Genomic DNA, 20,687 nt, shown 5'->3' with positions numbered 1-20,687 from the left:
ATGAAATATATATACAGTAAATCACAAAATGCATTTTATCCTTTCTCTCTCCGTGAATTATATGAATTAACGGGTACCTGGCCTTCCGATGGTGTAGAGGTCTCTATGGAGGTTTTCGAAACTTATACATCAACGCCTCCAGTTGGTAAGCACAGAGTCACTGGAGTTGATGGATTGCCTGCATGGGAGGATATCCCATTGCCGACCAAAGAGCAGGTAGTCAGCATGATGGAAAATGAGAAAAAATCCAAAATTAATTATGCCAATGATTTTATCAATAATAAGCAATGGCAAGGAAAAGCCGCTGTTGGACGTTTAAATAATGATGGGTTGTTGCAGTACAATATATGGTTAGACTACCTGGATGCACTGGAAGCCATTGATACTTCCAGCGCACCAGATATTGAATGGCCTACGCCGCCGGTTTATCCGGCCAGCTAACATCAGGGGCGGTGGAGGTGTCTGTCGCTTTCACCGCTTTGATATAGTCCATCCAGGCAATAAGTTTTTCTTTATCAGAATCGCTGATAATACCGAGGGCAAGCTCAGTTCGCCAATCGGCTGTGACATTGTTTGCATCACTGAGCAATGTTTGCCGTTTTAGTTCCGCATCAGAAATATCACCTGCTTTCTTCGCAACGACATCGGTTACCCATTTTTCGCCGTCCCATTTATCATACGGTGATGTAGGGGCTGTGAAGGTCATACACTCGGGACAATCCCCCAGTGTCGTCACTTGAACTTGTTGCATTGTCTCTGTGTTATAAACGGTTCGACCTCTATGGTCGGATATATATTCCCATGATGTAAGATCAGTAGTACGGCAAATAGCAAAGCCGCTTTTACTTTCTCCCGGCGCGTCAATGCACGAATTTGCAGGAATACCGACACCCGCGCAGAGGTATTCAATGGATGAAGAAAGGTATTCGCGGCTCCCACCATCATAGTTAAATACTGTGACATTACCGGCAACCGTTGCGATCAGCTTTTGATTCAATTCAACTTTCGACATTATGCGGCCCTCACTATGTAATTAAAGGCCACGTTGCGCGGCCGAATAGATCCTGCATAACGATATAGCGCCGTCGCCCTAATATCTGGATCAATTGCTAACCGTCCCCAGGCAACATTCCTGCTCATCGTTTCAATTGTTTCAGACTCCCAAAAATCATGAGAAATATCTTGATCGCAGTACCATGCATTACCTGTTCCGGCTCCATCGTTACCAAAAAGCTGCCCGTTAATTTTTGTTGCCTGTTGAGTGGACGACACGGCTCTACCAGTATCAATCCCTCTCCCATCATCCCAACCACGAATAAACTCCCCACGTAAATCAGGAAGCACAAGCGCTGGGTATACCTGTGCAAGCTTTGGATATTGAGCTGCTGAAAATGCCGCACCATTACATTTCAACCATCCTATAGGTGCTGCCGACAATGCCCACGGCACAGGCACACCCACTGGTAGAGCACTCCCATCCCCCAAACCAACCTTTAAGAAAATGCACATCCTGCCGCGCCGTGGCATGCTTCCAGCCTTTTATGAGGCAAAACGTCATGCTGGTAGGCTACGTCAGGGTGTCAACAAATGACCAAAACACCGCGCTACAGAAAAATGCGCTGGAGTGTGCAGGATGTGAGCTGATTTTTGAGGATAAAATCAGCGGTAAAACGGCGGACAGGCCAGGGTTAAAAAAAGTGCTCAGGACGCTCAGCGAAGGCGACACGTTGGTCGTCTGGAAGCTGGACAGGCTGGGGCGCAGCATGCGCCACCTTGTTTCGCTTATTGAGGAACTGCGTTCGCGCGGGATTAACTTCCGCAGCCTAACGGACAGCATTGATACCTCTACGCCAATGGGGCGATTTTTCTTTCACGTGATGGGCGCGTTAGCCGAGATGGAGCGCGAGCTTATCGTCGAAAGAACCCGGGCTGGACTGGCCGCGGCCAGAGCGGAAGGGCGAATTGGCGGGCGGCGGCCTAAACTGTCGGCAAAGCAATGGGCGCAGGCCGGGAGGTTAATTGCGGCCGGAGAAACAAGGCAGCAGGTGGCAATTATTTATGATGTCGGCGTCTCTACGCTGTATAAAAAATTTCCGGCAAATGCGAAACCCTAAACAAGCTTCTTCACCAGCGCCTCGCTCTGGCGGATCCGCTCCGGCGCGTTTTCCAGGTCCTGTTGCACCAGGGCCATAAACAGCAGGTCGGTGAGCATCATTTGGGCGCTGGTAGAGGAGATAGCGGCGCTGCGCGTGGCCTGTTCTTCCGCGATGGTATACAGGCACAGACTGGCGCGCTGCTGTAGGGCGTTGGGCGTAAAACCGGTAATGGCGAGGATTTTCGCCCCGGCGTTCAACGCTTCATCGGCTGCCAGATTGATCTCACGGCGCTCGCCCGAATAAGAAATGGCTAGCAGCACGTCTTCCGGCGTCATCGCCTGCACGGTTGCCAGCAGGGCATGCATATCCTGCTCGGCGACGGCGTGAATACCAATCTTCATTAACTTCCACGAAAAATTCTTCGCTACCAGGCCTGATGCGCCTATTCCAACCAGCAGCACGCGCCGCGCATTGCGCAGCAGCGAAACGCTCGCCAGCAATTTCTCTTCCGCATTAATATCCAGCGTGGCGTGCATCGCCGCGATATTCTCTTTGATCAATTTTTCCCCAACAAGCCTCAGCGGATCGTCACCTAAAATTTGGTTGTGAACCGGGACGGAGTTAGGATTCTGGCCGCTCGCCAGCGCTTCACTGATGGCCAGTTTCATCGCAGGAAAGCCCTTGAACCCCAGTTTCTGCGCGAATTTGACGACGCTGGACTGGCTGACCCCGGCTTCTTCCGCCAGCTGTTGTGAACTGAGATGGCGTGCGCGTTCGGGCTCAGCGAGCAAAAAGTCGGCCAGCTTGCGGTCACTCTGGGCAAGCATGGCGTAACGGCTTCGAATGCGCAGTAAACAGTTCATTTCACCTCCGGGGCGGCACTTCTGATAACGACTTACTCTGGTAAGCATCTGAGCGAATTATAAATTCCATTATAGAGCAATGTTGCCGAATTAAATATTCTGTTGTGTTCAACCTGCCAGCCAGGAAGGCGCGCGGAAAACCACGAGGCTATCTGTTAGGCTTTAGTTTGCGTCGTTTTGTGAACGCGAGTCCTAAAGGAGCCTGAATTGACACCTCATCACCCGCGCCGCGTCATCTTTTTTGACCTGGATGGCACCTTGCATCAGCAGGACATGTTCGGCAGCTTCCTGTTTTATCTCCTGCGCCGCCTGCCGCTTAACGTGCCGTTGGTTATTATCTTGCTGCCGTTGATTGGCGGCATGATGCTGATCAAAGGGAGCGCAGCCCGTCAGCCAATGAGCCTGCTGTTATGGGGCATTACGTTTGGGCGCAGCGAGACCCGGCTTCAGCGGCTGCAAAGCGAATTTGTCGCCTGGTTTCGGCAGAAGGTGAGGGCATTCCCCGTCGTCCAGCAGCGCCTCACGGATTACCTGCACAGCCCGGATGCTGACGTCTGGCTGATTACCGGCTCGCCGCAGCCGCTGGTGGAGAAAGTCTACTTTGATACTCCGTGGTTGCCGGAAGTGAAGGTGATTGCCAGCCAGATTGCACGGGCTCACGGCGGGTGGATCCTGACCCTGCGCTGTCTCGGTCATGAAAAAGTGGTTCAGCTGGAGCAGCATCTCGGCGCGCCGCTGCGGCTCTACAGCGGCTATAGCGACAGCCATCAGGATAATCCCTTGCTGTATTTCTGCGAGCACCGCTGGCGCGTCACGCCTCAGGGAGAGCTGCAGCAGCTCGAGTGAGGCGTTTTGAATCCGTTAAGCGGTGTGTATAATGCGCCGCCCACTTTTGCCGCGGAGAGCATTGTGTCAGACACAGAATTTACCCATGAACACTGGATGCGCCACGCTCTGACCCTCGCTCAGCGAGCCTGGGATGAAGGGGAAGTGCCCGTCGGTGCGGTGCTGGTACACAATAATCAGGTCATAGGTGAAGGCTGGAATCGCCCGATAGGTCGCCACGATCCTACGGCGCACGCGGAGATCATGGCGCTGCGCCAGGGCGGGCTGGTACTGCAAAATTACCGTCTGTTGGATACCACGCTCTACGTCACGCTTGAACCCTGCGTCATGTGCGCAGGCGCGATGGTGCATAGCCGCATTGGCCATTTAGTGTTTGGGGCGCGTGACGCTAAAACCGGGGCGATAGGCTCGCTGATGGACGTGCTCGGCCACCCCGGCATGAACCATCAGGTGCAGGTCAGTGAAGGGGTGCTCGCGACAGAGTGCTCAGCCATGCTGAGCGATTTTTTTCGCGCTCGTCGCCTGGAGAAAAAGGCCCTAAAGGAAAAGGCCCGTAAGACGGACTAGCCAGTTCAACCGGGGCAACCGCAGGGTAAGCCTCGGCAAACTTGTCTGCCTGGAGCGCCTTCTTCTGTTTCTCCTGCAAATACCCTTCCAGACTTAGCTGATACTTGCGAATGTTCTCCACGTACGCGTAAGCCTCGTGTCCACGAGCATATCCATAGGTTGTTTTGCTGTAATAAGGCTTCAGGCTCAGCAACGGCAGACGTGTTTTCACATCGGCCCAGCTGTCCGGGTTGCCTTTCTGTTTGGCCGTCAGCTGGCGGGCATCCAGCATGTGGGCATAGCCCATGTTATAGGCCGCCAGCGCGAACCAGATGCGCTCGTATTCCGGTACCGTGGCCGGTACTTTGCTCATCATATCTTTCAGATACCGGCTGCCGCCGCTGATGCTCTGTTCGGCGTCCAGCCTGTCGGTGATGCCGAGGCTTTGGGCCGTATTTTTTGTCAGCATCATTAACCCGCGCACGCCCGTCGGCGAAGTCGCGTGGGTATCCCAGTGGGATTCCTGATAGGAAATCGCGGCCAGCAGCGGCCAGTCAATGTCATCGGAGTACTTTTCAAACAGTGGCTGGAGTTCCGGCAAAACGGCATCCACCGCATTCAGGAAGGTTCGGGTATCGACGTAATCAAAATCGCCGATATGCCCCAGGTATTTTTCCTCAACCCTTGCCAGCGTCCCGTCACTGCTGATCTGATTATAGAAATCGAGCAGCGCGGCGCTCATGCTGTCGTCGCCATCGCGTTTGGAGAACCAGGTCACCGGCTGTTCATCGGTGACGTCCAGAGCAACGGCCAGTTGAGGATGTACGCGCTGGAAAAGGCTGATGGCGATGGAGTCCGAGACGGTAAATGCGATATTGCCATCCACCACCTGCTGTAAGAGCTGGTTGCTGGTTTGTTTGGCGTCGATGCTCCAGCTCAGGTCGGGGTACTGACTCTCTTTTAACTTTTGCAGATCGCTCACCACGGCCTGGCCGGAAGAGAGCACCAGTTGTGAAGGTTTGACGCCGCCGAGAGATTTAGGGCGCGGGCTACCCACGCGGTAGACCATCTGCTGTGAAACTGAATAATAGGTTGGTCCCGCTTGGTAATCGCTGCTGCGGCGAGAGTTGTACACCAGGCCTGCGGCGAGCAGGTCGGCGTTGTCATTATCCAGGTCATCAAACAGTGCATTAATGTTTGGCCGCACGACCACTAATAGCTTTACGCCCAGGTAGTCTGCAAACTGTTTCGCGAGCTCGTAATCGAGACCCGTTGCCTTGCCGTTAATCATCGTCCAGGTGAGCGGCGATGAAATGGTACTGACGCGCAAAACCCCCCGCGCTTTGATCGCGGCGATACGGTTTTCGGCTTGATTGAAACCTGGAATGGAGGGCCATAAAGCCACTGCCAGCAACAAGGTGACGATACCGATAAGCAGATAATTAATCTTTATTCTTTTCAAATAGATAACATTCTGCAGCAGGATGAGCCTTAGCCAACAATAACCATGATTTGTCTGAACCCCGTCAGTGAATGAGGCGCATTTTGCGTAAGAAAACGCCAGTAAGCAACTTTTAAGAATATATCGTTTACTTTTCGTGCAATAAAAACTTCTGCTGTTATTTCTACGCAAACGGTTTCGTCGCGGCGGAGGATTCTCTATAATGACGCCCGTTTTCCCCCCTTCGCCCTGAAGACGAGAGATCTTTAATGATGGAAATTCTGCGTGGTTCGCCTGCTCTTTCGGCATTTCGTATTAACAAACTCCTGGCCCGTTTCAACGATGCTAACCTCCCGGTAAGCGATATTTATGCCGAGTATGTTCATTTTGCCGACCTCGAGGCACCGCTGAACGCCGACGAGCTTGCCCGCCTGCAGCGGCTGTTGAAGTATGGTCCAACCCTCGCAGAGCATGCGCCGGAAGGCTCCCTGCTGTTAGTGACCCCGCGCCCTGGCACCATCTCCCCCTGGTCTTCTAAAGCTACCGATATCGCCCACAACTGTGACCTGCCGCAGATTAAGCGCCTTGAGCGCGGCGTGGCCTGGTACGTTTCCGGCAGTACGCTGACTGCTGAGCAGTTGCAGGACGTGGCAGCCCTGCTGCACGACCGCATGATGGAGAGCGTGTTTACCTCTCTGAACGATGCGCAGCAGCTGTTTACCCAGCAGCAACCGGCTCCGGTGCAGAGCGTTGATCTGCTCGGGAAAGGGCGCGATGCGCTGGTAGAAGCGAACATTCGCCTTGGCCTGGCGCTGGCGGAAGACGAAATCGACTACCTGCAGGATGCGTTCAACAAGCTTGGTCGTAACCCGAACGACATCGAACTGTACATGTTTGCTCAGGCGAACTCCGAGCACTGCCGCCATAAGATCTTTAACGCCGACTGGATTATTGACGGGCAGAAACAGCCAAAATCGCTGTTCAAAATGATCAAAAATACCTTCGAGAAAACGCCGGATTACGTGCTGTCTGCCTATAAAGACAACGCCGCGGTGATGGAAGGTTCCGCCGTCGGCCGCTTCTTCGCCGATCGTGAAGCGGGGCGCTATGACTTCCACCAGGAAGACGCGCATATCCTGATGAAGGTTGAAACCCACAACCACCCGACGGCCATCTCTCCGTGGCCTGGCGCGGCAACCGGCTCCGGCGGTGAAATTCGCGACGAAGGCGCGACCGGACGCGGTGCCAAGCCAAAAGCGGGCCTGGTGGGCTTCTCCGTGTCTAACCTGCGTATTCCGGGCTTCGAACAGCCGTGGGAGCAGGATTTCGGTAAGCCAGACCGCATCGTTACCGCGCTGGATATCATGACCGAAGGCCCTCTGGGCGGGGCGGCGTTTAACAACGAATTTGGCCGTCCAGCGCTGACCGGCTACTTCCGTACTTACGAAGAGCAGGTGAACAGCCACAATGGCGTGGAGCTGCGCGGCTACCACAAACCTATCATGCTCGCGGGCGGGATCGGCAACATCCGTGCCGACCACGTCCAGAAGGGCGAAATCACCCCTGGCGCCAAGCTGATTGTGCTGGGCGGCCCGGCAATGAACATTGGCCTGGGCGGCGGGGCGGCTTCGTCGATGGCTTCCGGCCAGTCCGATGCGGATTTAGATTTTGCTTCCGTGCAGCGCGACAACCCGGAAATGGAACGCCGCTGCCAGGAAGTGATCGACCGCTGCTGGCAGATGGGCGACGACAACCCAATCCTGTTTATCCACGACGTTGGCGCGGGTGGCCTGTCCAACGCCATGCCTGAGCTGGTCAGCGACGGTGGACGTGGTGGCCGCTTCGAGCTGCGCGATATTCTTAACGACGAACCGGGTATGAGCCCGCTCGAAGTCTGGTGTAACGAATCTCAGGAGCGCTATGTACTGGCCGTTGCGCCAGAGCAGCTGCCGCTGTTTGATGAACTTTGCCGCCGCGAGCGCGCGCCGTATGCGGTGATCGGTGAAGCTACCACCGAACAGCACCTGACGCTCAACGACAGCCACTTTGATAACCAGCCTATCGACATGCCGCTGGACGTGCTGCTGGGCAAAACGCCGAAGATGGAGCGCAACGTCGAGACGCTGAAAGCCAAAGGCGATGCCTTCAACAGCAGCGAAATTTCTATTGCCGATGCGGTGAAACGCGTTCTGCACTTGCCAACAGTGGCTGAAAAAACCTTCCTCGTGACCATCGGCGACCGCACGGTAACCGGTATGGTGTCCCGCGATCAGATGGTTGGCCCGTGGCAAATCCCTGTCGCCAACTGCGCGGTGACTACCGCCAGCCTGGACAGCTACTACGGTGAAGCGATGTCTATCGGTGAACGTGCGCCAGTAGCGTTGTTGGACTTCGCGGCATCCGGCCGTCTGGCCGTGGGCGAAGCCTTAACCAACATCGCCGCGACCCAAATTGGCTCGCTGAAGCGCATTAAGCTGTCCGCAAACTGGATGGCCGCAGCCGGTCATCCTGGCGAAGACGCCGGTCTGTATGAAGCGGTTAAAGCCGTGGGCGAAGAGCTTTGCCCGGCGCTGGGGATCACCATTCCGGTGGGCAAAGACTCTATGTCGATGAAAACCCGCTGGCAGGAAGGTAACGAGCAGCGCGAGATGACTTCTCCGCTGTCGCTGGTGATCACTGCGTTTGCCCGCGTGGAAGACGTGCGTGGCACCGTGACGCCGCAGCTGAGCACCGAAGACAACGCCCTGCTGCTGATCGATTTAGGTAAAGGCCATAATGCGCTGGGCGCGACCGCTCTGTCTCAGGTATACCGCCAGCTGGGCGACAAGCCTGCGGATGTTCGCAGCGTTGAGCAGTTGAAAGGCTTCTGGGACGCGATGCAGGCGCTGGTGGCGGATCGCAAACTGCTGGCCTGGCACGACCGCTCCGACGGCGGGCTGCTGGTGACCCTGGCTGAAATGGCCTTTACCGGCCACTGCGGCGTTGAGGTTGATATTGCCGGTCTCGGCAACGATCGCCTGGCCGCATTGTTTAACGAAGAGCTGGGCGGCGTGATCCAGGTTCGCGCGGAAGATCGCGAGGCCGTTGAGGCGCTGCTGGCTAAGCACGGCCTGGCAGACTGCGTGCATTACCTCGGTAAAGCTGTCGAAGGTGACCGCTTCACCATTAGCGCTGACGGACACGCGGTGTTCAGCGAAAGCCGCACCACGCTGCGTATGTGGTGGGCAGAAACCACCTGGCAGATGCAGCGCCTGCGCGACAATCCAGACTGCGCGGATGAAGAGCACAACGCCAAGGCGAACGATAACGATCCTGGCCTGAACGTGAAGCTGAGCTTCGATATCAAAGAAGATATTGCGGCGCCGTTTATCGCGACGGGCGCGCGTCCTAAAGTGGCCATCCTGCGTGAGCAGGGCGTTAACTCCCACGTTGAGATGGCGGCTGCCTTCCACCGTGCGGGCTTTGACGCCATCGACGTGCATATGAGCGACCTGCTGGCGGGCCGTACCGGGCTGGAAAGCTTCCACACGCTGGTGGCGTGCGGCGGCTTCTCTTATGGTGACGTGCTGGGCGCGGGTGAGGGCTGGGCGAAGTCCATTCTGTTCAACGCTCGCGTGCGCGATGAGTTTGAAACTTTCTTCCATCGCCCGGAAACCCTGGCGCTTGGCGTTTGTAACGGCTGCCAGATGATGTCTAACCTGCGTGAGCTGATCCCAGGCAGTGATTTGTGGCCGCGCTTCGTGCGTAACCAGTCCGATCGCTTTGAAGCGCGCTTCAGCCTGGTTGAGGTGACCTCCAGCCCGTCGCTGCTGCTGCAGGGCATGGCCGGTTCCCATATGCCTATCGCGGTTTCTCACGGCGAAGGTCGTGTGGAAGTGCGTGATGCCGCTCATCTCGCCGCGCTTGAAAGCAAAGGGCTGGTGGCGCTGCGCTTCGTGGATAACTTCGCGAACGTGACCGAAACCTACCCGGCTAACCCGAACGGTTCACCGAACGGGATCACTGCGGTGAGCAACGAAAGCGGGCGCGTCACCATCATGATGCCGCACCCTGAGCGCGTGTTCCGCACCGTGAGTAATTCCTGGCACCCGGCAGAGTGGGGCGAAGACAGCCCGTGGATGCGTATTTTCCGTAACGCGCGTAAGCAACTGGGCTGATTACCCTCACCCCGACCCTCTCCCTAAAAGGGAGAGGGGGAAAATAGGGGAAAGGCTCCGATCCAATCCCTTGCTTTCATAGGGTAGGAAATAGCAGACAGGCTCCGATCCAGTTCCTTGCTTTCATAGGGTAGGAAATACCAGACAGGCTCCGATCCAGTTCCCTCTCCCCTTTGGGGAGAGGGCCAGGGTGAGGGGCTTTTTTTGTCACTAAACCCCGACACTCTTGTTTTTAATGTGTCGCCAAAAAGAGACATTTAACTCATTGATTTTTAATGGGGTGATTGAGATGGTTTAAGAGTGTTGTGAAATGGCGACACTCAGAACAAAAATTACGCATAATATATCTTCTGTCTATTGTCATTAACTATAATAAAAACAATGGATTAAATAGTTTCTCGCAATATTGGCACGATATCTGCTTAATAAGACTCAGTGGCTCATTCAATCTCTTATGTCAGCGTCTTTTCAGACAGACTACATAAACCGCCGAATGACGCACAAAAAGGTGCCTGCCGTCCGATTTTTTGATAAATGCCTTGCGGCTTATCATGCTCCGGGCGAAACGTTGAGTAAGGCGCCGCCTAATTCCTAAACAAAGGCAGGGTTTTTGACCCTGCCTTTGTTGTTTCCGGGAATCGCACCTTTCCACCACGCGCAATCGCGGCTAGCATCGTGTCATACAGGTAATGTGAGATGAAGCTATTGAACCAGTGGCATTTTTTCCCCCGATCTTTGCGCCAGCTTGTCATGATGGCCTTTTTACTGGTGCTCGTACCGCTGCTGGTGCTTGCGTGGCAGGCGTGGCAAAGTCTTAACGCCCTGAGCGCTCAGGCCGCGTTGACTAACCGCACCACGCTAACCGATGCCCGCCGCAGCGAAGCGATGACCAATGTCGCGCTGGAAATGGAGCGTAGCTACCGCCAGTACTGCGTGCTTGATGACTCGCGCCTTGCTCAGCTGTATCAGGGGCAGCGTCAGCGCTATGCTCAAATGCTTGAAGCCCACGCCTCCGTATTACCCGATCCGAAACTCTACCAATCGCTCAGCCAGTCTTTAAGCGATCTGGCTGAACTGAAATGTAAAAACAGCGGGCCGGAAGCAGCGGCTGCAAATCAACTTGAGCAGTTCGCCTCAACCAATGCTGAAATGGTGCAGGCCACGCGAACGGTGGTGTTCTCTCGCGGACAGCAGCTGCAGCAGGAAATTGCCGAACGAGGCCAGTTCTTCGGTTGGCAGGCCCTGGTGCTGTTTCTGCTCAGCCTGGGGCTGGTCATCATCTTCACCCGCATGATTATCGGCCCGGTTAAAGGCATCGAACGGATGATCAACCGGCTGGGGGAAGGGCGCTCTCTCGGCAACAGCGAAGTATTTAAAGGGCCACGCGAACTGCGCTCCGTTGGGCAGCGTATTGTCTGGCTCAGCGAACGCCTGTCCTGGCTTGAATCCCAGCGCCACGAGTTTCTCCGCCATCTTTCTCATGAGTTAAAAACCCCGCTCGCCAGTATGAGAGAGGGGACGGAACTGCTTGCTGACCAGGTTGCCGGGCCGCTCAATTCTGACCAGAAAGAGGTCGTCGCCATCCTGGACAACAGCAGTCGCCACCTGCAAAAGCTGATTGAACAGCTGTTGGACTATAACCGCAAGCTGGCAGACGGCGTGGTAACCCTGGAAAGGGTCGAGGTGGCTCCGATCGTGGAAATGGTTATCTCTGCCCACAGCCTCCCGGCAAGGGCTAAAATGATGCATACCGAGATGCAATTAAGCCCGAAAGCTTGCCTCGCAGAGCCGACGCTGCTGATGAGCGTACTGGATAATCTCTACTCCAATGCGGTGCACTACGGCAGTGAATCCGGTACCATTTACCTCCGGAGTTCGCAGGTGGGTGCGATGCTTTACATTGAGGTCGCGAACACAGGCGAGCCGATTCCGGCCACGGAACAAGAGATGATTTTTGAGCCTTTCTTCCAGGGCAGCCACCAGCGGAAGGGTTCCGTCAAGGGAAGTGGCCTGGGGTTAAGTATCGCCAGGGATTGCATTCGCCGTATGCACGGAAAACTTAGCCTGATTAACGCTAACAGCGCGGAAGTATGCTTCCGTATCGAATTACCGGTTTTCCCTGAGAATGATTAAAACGATGAAAGTACTTTTATTGCGTGAACCACGCCGCGGGTCTTTGGCTCGCCTTATTGGCTGGGTATCCGGGGCGCTGGCCGGTGCGACATTGTTGACAGGATGCGCACCATCAAGCGTGTCCAGCAGCCTGGATGAAGCCCACAAACCACATATCCCGGAACAACAAATTCCTGATTACCTGTCCACGGACTGCACCGAAATATGGGCGCTGACGGGACATGACGTTAGCAGTAACCCGCTTTACTGGCTGCGCGGTATGGATTGCGCGCAGCGCCTGCCACCGGCAGAAGCCCGTGCAGAAGCTCGCCAGTGGCCAGCAGAAACCTGGCAGGACACATTTAAGCGCGGCATTTTGCTGTCCACGGCTAAAATTACCCCGACCGAGCGCCGCCGTTACATGACCCAGCTCGACACCATGACCAGCGAAGTGCCTGTACAGGTACGTTCCCTGTTTGAGATTTGGCGTGACGGGCAGTTGTCACAGCTCAAGCTTTCGGATGAGCGCACGCGCTATAGCAAGCTGCAGCAGTCAACGGACGGCGAGCTGGATACGCTGCGGGAACAGCAGCAGCGCTTGCGTGGCCAGCTCGATCTCACAACACGCAAGCTGGAAAATCTGACTGATATTGAGCGTCAGCTTTCCAGCCGCAAGCCGGGAAGTAATCTGGTGCCTGACACACATAGTTCGGAAGATAACGACGACGACGATAGCGGTACGCCAAACAAATCGCAGCCGGAGGCAAAACCATGACGCAAAGGAAACCCGCGCGCTTACTCTTAGTGGATGATGATCCCGGCCTGTTAAAACTGCTGGGAATGCGCCTGTCGAGCGAGGGGTATACGGTCACCACGGCTGAAAGCGGGGCTGAGGGACTGAAAGTCCTGGCGCGAGAGAAAATCGATCTGGTGATAAGCGATCTCAGAATGGACGAAATGGACGGCATGGCGCTGTTCGCGGAGATCCAAAAAGGCCAGCCGGGGATGCCGGTGATCATTCTGACTGCGCACGGCTCTATCCCTGATGCCGTGGCGGCAACCCAGCAGGGTGTATTCAGCTTCCTCACCAAGCCGGTGGACAGAGATGCGCTTTATCAGGCCATCAACAATGCGCTTGAGCACACGATCATCGCTGGCGATGATATGTGGCGCGACACCATTGTGACCCGCAGCCCGATTATGCAGCGTTTGCTCGAGCAGGCGCGCATGGTGGCGCAGTCGGACGTCAGCGTGTTGATTAACGGCCAAAGCGGCACCGGGAAAGAGATTCTGGCTCAGGCAATACATAACGCCAGCCCTCGCAGCAAAAAAGCGTTTATTGCGATTAACTGTGGCGCGCTGCCTGAGCAACTGCTGGAATCCGAGCTGTTTGGTCACGCTCGCGGGGCCTTTACCGGCGCGGTCAGCAGCCGTGAAGGGCTGTTCCAGGCGGCGGAAGGTGGAACGCTGTTCCTCGATGAAATCGGCGATATGCCAATCCCGCTCCAGGTTAAGCTGCTGCGCGTTTTGCAGGAGCGGAAAGTTCGCCCGCTGGGCAGCAACCGCGATCTGGACATTGACGTGCGGATTATCTCCGCCACGCACCGGGACTTGCCGAAAGCCATGGAGCGCGGGGAGTTTCGTGAAGATCTCTTCTACCGCCTCAACGTTGTGAACCTGAAAATTCCTGCGCTGCATGAACGCGCCGAAGATATTCCGCTGCTGGCGAATCATTTGTTACGCCAGTCCGCCGACAGGCACAAACCTTTCGTTCGGAGTTTCTCCACCGACGCCATGAAGCGGCTGATGACCGCAAGCTGGCCAGGCAACGTGCGCCAGCTGGTGAACGTGATTGAGCAGTGCGTGGCGCTGACCTCAGCCCCGGTGATTGGCGAAGCGCTGGTGGAGCAGGCGCTGGAAGGCGAAAACACCGCCTTGCCGACATTTGTCGAAGCGCGTAACCAGTTCGAGCTAAACTATTTGCGTAAGCTGCTGCAAATTACCAAAGGAAATGTCACCCATGCCGCGCGCATGGCGGGGCGTAACCGAACCGAATTCTATAAATTACTGGCCAGGCATGAACTCGAGGCCAATGACTTTAAAGAGTAGGCTGTGGTAGTGTGAGCAACCGATTACTAACAGTACAAAACGCCGCGCGGGGACACCGGTAATACCATGAAAAAAATTGATGCGATTATTAAACCTTTCAAACTGGATGATGTGCGCGAAGCGCTGGCTGAAGTAGGCATTACCGGCATGACGGTGACGGAAGTGAAAGGCTTTGGCCGTCAGAAAGGGCATACCGAGCTGTACCGCGGTGCCGAGTACATGGTGGACTTCCTGCCAAAAGTAAAAATTGAAATTGTGGTGACCGACGATATCGTTGATACCTGCGTGGACACCATTATCCGCACGGCCCAGACAGGCAAGATTGGTGACGGTAAGATTTTCGTGTTTGATGTAGCACGCGTGGTGCGTATTCGTACCGGCGAAGAAGATGACGCGGCGATTTGATTTAAGTTTTTACCCTCACCCAGGCGGACATTGCCTTTACTCCCTCGCCCCTTTGGGGAGAGGGTTGGGGTGAGGGGAAATCGTACTAAACTACATCACCTTGTGCGGGCCAAAGCACTCGTAGTGAATGCTGTCTTTATTCACGCCAATCTTCACTAACTGTTCCGCCGCAAAACGCATAAAGTTGATCGGGCCGCAAAGATAGAACTGCATCGCCGGGTCGCTTAACTTCCCTTCGATTTCCAGCAAATTCATCAGTCCTTCGCGATTAAAGCGCGGCAGGGCACGATCCTCTGCGGAGGGTTCACGGTACCAGACGTGGCTTTCAAATTTCGGCAGCTTCGCGCCAAGTTCGGCCACTTCTTCGCTAAAGGCGTGTACATCCCCGTGTTCGGCGGCGTGCAGCCAGTTGACCTGCGCCTGGTGGCCGCTGTTCGCCAGCGTGTCCAGCATCGAGAGCATCGGCGTCTGGCCGACGCCTGCGGAAATCAGCGTCACCGGCGTGCCGGAGTTGACGTCCATAAAGAAGTCGCCTGCCGGTGAAGCCAGATGCACCCGATCGCCAGCCTGAGCATGATTATGCAGCCAGTTTGAGACCATACCTTTCTCTTCACGCTTCACGGCAATGCGGTAGCTTTTTCCGTTCGGCTGGCGGGTCAAAGAGTACTGACGAATTTCCTGATGCGGGAAACCAACAGGCTTCAGCCAGACGCCGAGATATTGCCCCGGCTGATAATCCGCCACCGGGCCGCCGTCCAGCGGGACAAGTTCGAAGCTGGTGATCAGTGAACTTTGCTCTTTTTTCTCTACGATAGTGAAGGGACGCGTACCTTCCCAGCCACCCTGCTTAGCGGCGTTATCCTGGTAAATTTCTGACTCGCGGTTAATAAAGACCTGCGCCAGAACGCCGTAGGCTTTTCCCCAGGCGTCCAGCACTTCCTGCCCCGGGCTGAACAGCTCGTCTAACGTGGCCAGCAGATGGCTGCCCACGATGTTGTATTGCTCTGGCTTGATCTGGAAGGTGGTGTGCTTCTGGGCGATTTTCTCTACCGCTGGCAAGAGGGCAGCCAGATTTTCGATGTTGGAAGCATACGCGCAAATGGCGTTGAACAGCGCTTCGCGCTGGTCACCGTTGCGCTGATTGCTCATGTTAAAGATCTCTTTCAGCTCCGGGTTGTGGCTGAACATGCGCTCATAAAAATGGGCGGTAAGTTTAGGCCCGGTTGCGGCCAGCAGAGGGATGGTCGACTTAACAACGGCGATGGTTTGTGCGTCTAGCATGGCGGTCTCCATAAACGGCGTAATGTATAAATTGCATTTTAAATGCATCTTATAGAAATGGCCTTATGTTGTAAATGGGTTATTGTTGTTAACGACTGAGTTCACAGAACATGAAAAATACGCATAGCGCTGATGAAGAAATATCCGGCAAAAAGAGGCAGACTTTATTGCATGGAAGCCTTATTTCATGCCTGGGTAATCGTTTGCGTAAAAACCTCTGTCAAGCCCTATCACCCGAAAGGGTTTCGGTTTACACTGTTGCCCGTCGCCCAAATGGGCCCCCTCATTGCAGTAAAATTTTTACCGTTAGCTGAGTCAGGAGATGCGAATGTTAAAGCGTGAAATGAACATTGCCGATTACGATGCCGAACTGTGGCAGGCCATGGAGCAAGAGAAAGTACGTCAGGAAGAGCACATTGAACTGATCGCCTCCGAAAACTACACCAGCCCGCGCGTGATGCAGGCTCAGGGTTCTCAGCTGACAAACAAATATGCTGAAGGTTACCCAGGCAAGCGCTACTACGGCGGTTGCGAGTATGTGGACATCGTTGAGCAGCTGGCTATCGACCGTGCGAAAGAGCTGTTTGGTGCAGACTATGCGAACGTGCAGCCACACTCCGGTTCCCAGGCTAACTTCGCGGTATACACCGCGCTGCTGCAGCCGGGCGATACCGTGCTGGGCATGAACCTGGCGCAGGGCGGCCACCTGACTCACGGTTCCCCGGTTAACTTCTCTGGCAAACTGTACAACATCATTCCTTACGGTATCGATGAGTCCGGTAAAATTGACTACGAAGACATGGCGAAGCAGGCTAAAGAGCACAAGCCGAAGATGATCATCGGCGGCTTCTCTGCCTACTCCGGCGTGGTTGACTGGGCGAAGATGCGCGAAATCGCAGACAGCATCGGCGCTTACCTGTTCGTTGATATGGCGCACGTTGCGGGCCTGATTGCCGCAGACGTTTATCCGAACCCGGTACCACACGCTCACGTTGTGACCACCACCACCCACAAAACCCTGGCGGGTCCACGCGGCGGCCTGATCCTGGCGAAGGGCGGCGACGAAGATCTCTACAAGAAACTGAACTCTGCCGTATTCCCAAGCGCGCAGGGCGGCCCGCTGATGCACGTTATCGCGGCTAAAGCCGTTGCGTTGAAAGAAGCAATGGAGCCTGAGTTCAAGGTTTACCAGCAGCAGGTTGCTAAAAACGCCAAAGCGATGGTGGAAGTGTTCCTGAACCGTGGCTACAAAGTGGTTTCCGGTGGCACTGAAAACCACCTGTTCCTGCTGGATCTGGTTGATAAAAACCTGACCGGTAAAGAAGCTGACGCTGCCCTGGGCCGTGCCAACATCACCGTGAACAAAAACAGCGTACCAAACGATCCGAAGAGCCCGTTCGTGACCTCCGGTATCCGTATCGGTTCTCCGGCTGTGACTCGCCGTGGCTTTAAAGAAGCGGAAGTGAAAGAACTGGCTGGCTGGATGTGTGACGTTCTGGACAACATCAATGACGAAGCGGTTATCGAGCGCGTCAAAGGTAAAGTGCTGGATATCTGTTCCCGCTTCCCGGTTTACGCATAATCGTTAAGCTGAAATGTTGAAAGGCTCCCAGGCGGGAGCCTTTTTTATTTCTGCTGGCTTAACGTCAGCCCGACATCCCCACCGGGATGAACGGCGAGCAGCGTCTCTTTCGAATAACCGCTCTCGCTCATCAGGCAGGCGCAGGCGGCATCAAAAATCGCCAGCGCCAGGATTATCGACGTGGTCGCCAGCATATTCAGCGGATCCATTTCCTGCTTCACGCCGGTAGAAATCACCAACCTTGCCGACTGGGCGATGGCCGAATCCGGGTTTTCGGTCACGCTAATGAGCGGGACGTTTCTGGCCGCGATGCCCGGCAACAGGCGCGTCAGTTCGTCGGAATTCCCACCCCGGGAAAGCATGATCATCAGATCGTCCGCACGTAAAAAGCCCAGATCGCCATGCGCCGCGTCCGTCGCGCTGAGATAAATGGCCGGGTGTTCGACGCAGGCCAGCATATGGGCAATTTTCCTCGCGGCGATGCCGGAAGTGCCGACGCCGGTGACCACAATCTTGCCTTTGCAGTTTCTCAGTTCGGCCAGCAAGGCGAGCCACTGCGGCTCGCTCAAGTGCTGTTCCAGAGCTGCAAGTTCGCGACTACAGGTTTCCCATGCGTTTACGGCCTGCTGCCAGGAGGCACTCATGCTTCCTCCTGCATCAGCTGGCGGTATTTCATGTGGTCGAGGTACATCTCGTGGAACACTTTGTATTTGCGGTCGTAGTACTGCTTGATGCGGTTAGTCTGCGGTGTGACCGTTTTGCCAATGCGGCTCATGACCGACATCGCTTCCGGGAAGGAGTCAAACACGCCCGCCGCCACCGTGCCCATCATCGCGCTGCCCAGCAGCATCGCCTCGCTCTCTTCCGGCAGCAACATCGCGCAGCCGGTGGCGTTGGCGTGTTCCTGAACGAAAATTGGGTTTTTGGTGCCGCCGCCGCTCGCCATGATGGTGTCGATGGTGTAGCCGCTGTGGTTCATGGTTTCGATAATATGGCGGGTACCAAGCGCGATAGCCTGAATCGTCGCCAGGTACTGCAGCGCCATATCTTCCGGCGTGCGGGAAAGCTTCAGCCCGCTGATGACACCGGTTAGCGTCGGATTGGCGCGCGGGGAACGGTTGCCGTGGAAGTAGGGCAGGATGTGCATATCCTTCGTCAGGAAGGCGATGTTTTCCGGCTCCCCGGCCATTTTACGCAGCAGGGCGTTCAGCAGTTCATAAATGGTTTGCCCCTGAGTTTTCGCCTGGGCAAGCAGCGTCTCATAGCAAGGGTGAGACTGAATAATATGGTCGATAAGCGCCCCGGTGGCCGACTGGCCGCCTTCGTTTAGCCAGTAGCCCGGCAGCACGGCGGAGTAATAAGGCCCCCAAATGCCGTTAATAAAGCGCGCTTCTTTTGAAATGGCCATATGCCCGGTAGAAGTGCCGCCGATGAGCGCCACGCGGCGGTCAAAATCTGCCACTTCGCCTGAAACACCGCAGGCGCCGAGCGTACCGAGCGTGCCGGCATGGGCATCAATAATCGAGACGCTGACGGCGGTGCCGGCAATCAGTCCCATCTCGCTTGCGGCGCGCTGCGTCAGGCCGTGGCCCAGAGGCTCGCCCATGGTTTTCACATAGCGGCCAATTTTTTCTGCATCGTGCTCCAGCAAATCTTCCAGCCCAATCTGGCGGAAATAACTGCTGTCCCATTTGTCTTCGTGGCCCATGTAGGTCCATTTACAAACGGTGGAACAGAGTGAGCGGGTATCATCCCCGGTGGCGCGCCAGGTCAGGAAGTCCGGCAGGTCAAAATAGTAGCCCGCGTTCGACCAGGTATTCGGCATGTGCTGTTTAAGCCACAGCAATTTTGGCGTCTGCATTTCCGGGGAAATAATCCCGCCCACGTAGTCCAGCACGCGGTGGTGCAGGGCGTTAATTCTGTCGGCCTGGGTGATGGCGCGGTGATCCATCCACACAATGATGTTTTGTTCGCTGCGCCCAGAAGGGCTGATGGTCAGCGGCTTGCCTTCTTTATCCAGCACCACCAGGGAACAGGTGGCGTCGAATCCCAGCCCTTTTACCTGAATCGGATTAATGTCGGCCTGGTTAACCGCATCCCGCACCGCGTTGCAAACCGCCTGCCAGATATTGTCCGAGGATTGCTCAACGAAGTCCGCCTGAGGGCGGTAAATCTCAATCGCCCGGCTTGCCTCGCCGACCATTCTGCCATTCAGGTCAAAGACGCCCGCGCGGGCGCTTCCCGTCCCTACATCCACCCCAATGAAGTAACTCGCCATAATGATTCTCCTGAACTCAGGCTTTACGATTCTGTAATGCAATAAAGAGGATCAGCACCGCGCCCCAGAGCGCCATGGTCAGATAACTGCTGATCCCCAGCAAATTAAAGCCGCTTTCCAGCATTTGCAGCACGATGAGCGCCAGCACCAGGCCGATAATGCGGCCAAAGCCGCCGTCCGGGTTTATGCCGCCCAGCACCGAGGCAAGAATGGTGACCAGCAGGTAAGACTCACCGTACCCGGCTTTGGCGGAGTTAAACTTGGCCATCATCAGAATGGCCGCCACCCAGCCGAGCAGGGCGGAAATCACGTATACCGATATCTGCACCCGCACGGTGTTAACGCCGCTGTAGCGAGTGGCCTGTTCGTTGGAGCCAACCAGATACAGGCTGCGCCCCAGCGTGGTGTGCTCCAGCAATACCCAGAGCAGAACGGCAACCAGCAGGAACAAAAGCAGCGCAACCGGAATGCCAAGCAATGTGGCGTTGCCCAGGTACTGAATCGCCGCGGGGAAGCCGGAAATCACCGTGCCGTTGGACAGCAAAATATTGAGGCCGGAAATCAGCGTCATGGTGCCGAGCGTAGCCAGAATAGGCGAAACGCCGACCCAGGCGACCAGCGCGCCGTTTAGCGTGCCGATAGCCACCGCCACGGCAATACCCGCCAGCAGCGCCAGCGCGAAGAACAGCGGGTTATCCGGGTGGCTGACGATAATGGCCGCCATCACCAGCGAACAGGCGTTCGCCCCGGCAATGATCGACAGGTTGATCCCGCCGGTCAGCATCGTCATCCCCATGCCCAGCGCCAGCATGCCAAGAATAGGTAACTGAGAGCCGATGGACTGGAAGTTGGCGAGGCTAAAGAAGCGCCCGCCCAGCAGCAGCGAAAATGCCACGGCAACCACCACAATAATCACGCACTGCAGCCGGATGATGGCATCACCGGGTAAAAATCTGGCGAAGGTTTTCATC

Annotated in this window: 18 protein-coding genes; 10 read left to right on the top strand and 8 right to left on the bottom strand. The window is 55.7% G+C overall.

The genetic code is table 11. The annotated features are described in order from the left end of the window. Nucleotides 1-441: a tail fiber assembly protein gene (locus tag LH23_RS22980; RefSeq protein ID WP_039286690.1), complete on the top strand. Its 441-nt coding sequence runs from the start codon at nucleotides 1-3 to the stop codon at nucleotides 439-441. Here LH23_RS22980 and LH23_RS22975 read toward each other — a convergent pair. After that, a complete protein-coding gene (locus LH23_RS22975) occupies nucleotides 413-1,012 on the bottom strand; it encodes a tail fiber assembly protein (protein WP_039286695.1) in 600 nt (199 codons plus the stop codon). The two genes, LH23_RS22980 and LH23_RS22975, sit on opposite strands and share 29 nt — an antisense overlap. Further along, nucleotides 1,012-1,509: a phage tail protein gene (locus LH23_RS23750; RefSeq protein ID WP_231560163.1), complete on the bottom strand. Its 498-nt coding sequence runs from the start codon at nucleotides 1,507-1,509 to the stop codon at nucleotides 1,012-1,014. The genes LH23_RS22975 and LH23_RS23750 overlap by 1 nt, the downstream gene beginning before the upstream one ends. Nucleotides 1,510-1,556: 47 nt before the next feature. Between LH23_RS23750 and LH23_RS22965 the strand changes: the two genes are divergently transcribed. Continuing rightward, nucleotides 1,557-2,114: a recombinase family protein gene (locus tag LH23_RS22965; protein WP_039286687.1), complete on the top strand. Its 558-nt coding sequence runs from the start codon at nucleotides 1,557-1,559 to the stop codon at nucleotides 2,112-2,114. Here LH23_RS22965 and LH23_RS22960 read toward each other — a convergent pair. Further along, complete coding sequence (locus LH23_RS22960; protein WP_039286684.1) at nucleotides 2,111-2,959, bottom strand: MurR/RpiR family transcriptional regulator; 849 nt, start codon at nucleotides 2,957-2,959, stop codon at nucleotides 2,111-2,113. The two genes, LH23_RS22965 and LH23_RS22960, sit on opposite strands and share 4 nt — an antisense overlap. A 207-nt stretch (nucleotides 2,960-3,166) precedes the next feature. Between LH23_RS22960 and yfhb the strand changes: the two genes are divergently transcribed. Beyond that, the gene (gene yfhb, locus LH23_RS22955) at nucleotides 3,167-3,805 is read left to right on the top strand and encodes a phosphatidylglycerophosphatase C (RefSeq protein WP_039286681.1); all 639 of its coding nucleotides are present in this window, start codon (nucleotides 3,167-3,169) and stop codon (nucleotides 3,803-3,805) included. A 96-nt stretch (nucleotides 3,806-3,901) separates the two neighbouring features. Next, entirely contained in the window at nucleotides 3,902-4,372 is a 471-nt protein-coding gene (tadA, locus tag LH23_RS23745) for a tRNA adenosine(34) deaminase TadA (RefSeq protein ID WP_286175196.1), read from the top strand. Here tadA and mltF read toward each other — a convergent pair. Continuing rightward, the gene (gene mltF, locus LH23_RS22945; RefSeq protein ID WP_039286675.1) at nucleotides 4,263-5,813 is read right to left on the bottom strand and encodes a membrane-bound lytic murein transglycosylase MltF; all 1,551 of its coding nucleotides are present in this window, start codon (nucleotides 5,811-5,813) and stop codon (nucleotides 4,263-4,265) included. The two genes, tadA and mltF, sit on opposite strands and share 110 nt — an antisense overlap. 248 nt (nucleotides 5,814-6,061) lie before the next feature. Between mltF and purL the strand changes: the two genes are divergently transcribed. The 5 genes from purL (at nucleotide 6,062) to glnB (ending at nucleotide 14,575) form a co-directional block, all read left to right on the top strand. Next, nucleotides 6,062-9,949 (top strand): phosphoribosylformylglycinamidine synthase, encoded by a 3,888-nt coding sequence (gene purL / locus LH23_RS22940; protein WP_039286671.1) that lies wholly within the window; start codon nucleotides 6,062-6,064, stop codon nucleotides 9,947-9,949. 696 nt (nucleotides 9,950-10,645) lie between these two features. Further along, nucleotides 10,646-12,082, top strand: a complete 1,437-nt coding sequence (locus LH23_RS22935) for a sensor histidine kinase (protein WP_039286669.1) — start codon at nucleotides 10,646-10,648, stop codon at nucleotides 12,080-12,082. Continuing rightward, a complete protein-coding gene (gene qseG / locus LH23_RS22930) occupies nucleotides 12,075-12,836 on the top strand; it encodes a two-component system QseEF-associated lipoprotein QseG (RefSeq protein ID WP_039286666.1) in 762 nt (253 codons plus the stop codon). The genes LH23_RS22935 and qseG overlap by 8 nt, the downstream gene beginning before the upstream one ends. Further along, the gene (gene glrR / locus LH23_RS22925) at nucleotides 12,833-14,170 is read left to right on the top strand and encodes a two-component system response regulator GlrR (protein ID WP_039286660.1); all 1,338 of its coding nucleotides are present in this window, start codon (nucleotides 12,833-12,835) and stop codon (nucleotides 14,168-14,170) included. The genes qseG and glrR overlap by 4 nt, the downstream gene beginning before the upstream one ends. Before the next feature lie 66 nt (nucleotides 14,171-14,236). Beyond that, nucleotides 14,237-14,575 (top strand): nitrogen regulatory protein P-II, encoded by a 339-nt coding sequence (glnB, locus tag LH23_RS22920; protein ID WP_002438074.1) that lies wholly within the window; start codon nucleotides 14,237-14,239, stop codon nucleotides 14,573-14,575. A 90-nt stretch (nucleotides 14,576-14,665) separates the two neighbouring features. Here the strand turns inward: glnB and hmpA are convergent, their stop codons facing one another. Beyond that, complete coding sequence (gene hmpA / locus LH23_RS22915) at nucleotides 14,666-15,856, bottom strand: NO-inducible flavohemoprotein (protein WP_039296208.1); 1,191 nt, start codon at nucleotides 15,854-15,856, stop codon at nucleotides 14,666-14,668. A gap of 328 nt (nucleotides 15,857-16,184) precedes the next feature. Between hmpA and glyA the strand changes: the two genes are divergently transcribed. Further along, complete coding sequence (glyA, locus tag LH23_RS22910) at nucleotides 16,185-17,438, top strand: serine hydroxymethyltransferase (RefSeq protein WP_039296206.1); 1,254 nt, start codon at nucleotides 16,185-16,187, stop codon at nucleotides 17,436-17,438. A 44-nt stretch (nucleotides 17,439-17,482) separates the two neighbouring features. Here glyA and LH23_RS22905 read toward each other — a convergent pair whose 3' ends face one another. From LH23_RS22905 to LH23_RS22895, 3 genes are read right to left on the bottom strand one after another with little or no spacing between them, the layout of a single operon-like run. Beyond that, nucleotides 17,483-18,082, bottom strand: a complete 600-nt coding sequence (locus LH23_RS22905; RefSeq protein ID WP_039296203.1) for a KpsF/GutQ family sugar-phosphate isomerase — start codon at nucleotides 18,080-18,082, stop codon at nucleotides 17,483-17,485. Next, on the bottom strand, nucleotides 18,079-19,716 hold the full coding sequence (locus tag LH23_RS22900) for an FGGY-family carbohydrate kinase (RefSeq protein ID WP_039296200.1): 1,638 nt from the start codon (nucleotides 19,714-19,716) through the stop codon (nucleotides 18,079-18,081). The genes LH23_RS22905 and LH23_RS22900 overlap by 4 nt, the downstream gene beginning before the upstream one ends. Nucleotides 19,717-19,732: 16 nt before the next feature. After that, complete coding sequence (locus LH23_RS22895; protein WP_008459449.1) at nucleotides 19,733-20,686, bottom strand: ABC transporter permease; 954 nt, start codon at nucleotides 20,684-20,686, stop codon at nucleotides 19,733-19,735. Between the last annotated feature and the right edge of the window lies 1 nt (nucleotide 20,687).

Origin of the sequence: Cedecea neteri, assembly GCF_000758305.1 — a bacterium.
Taxonomy (GTDB): Bacteria; Pseudomonadota; Gammaproteobacteria; order Enterobacterales; family Enterobacteriaceae; genus Cedecea; species Cedecea neteri_C.
The sequence above is the reverse complement of the archived record's forward strand: the minus strand, read 5'-3'. Positions and strand labels throughout refer to the sequence as shown.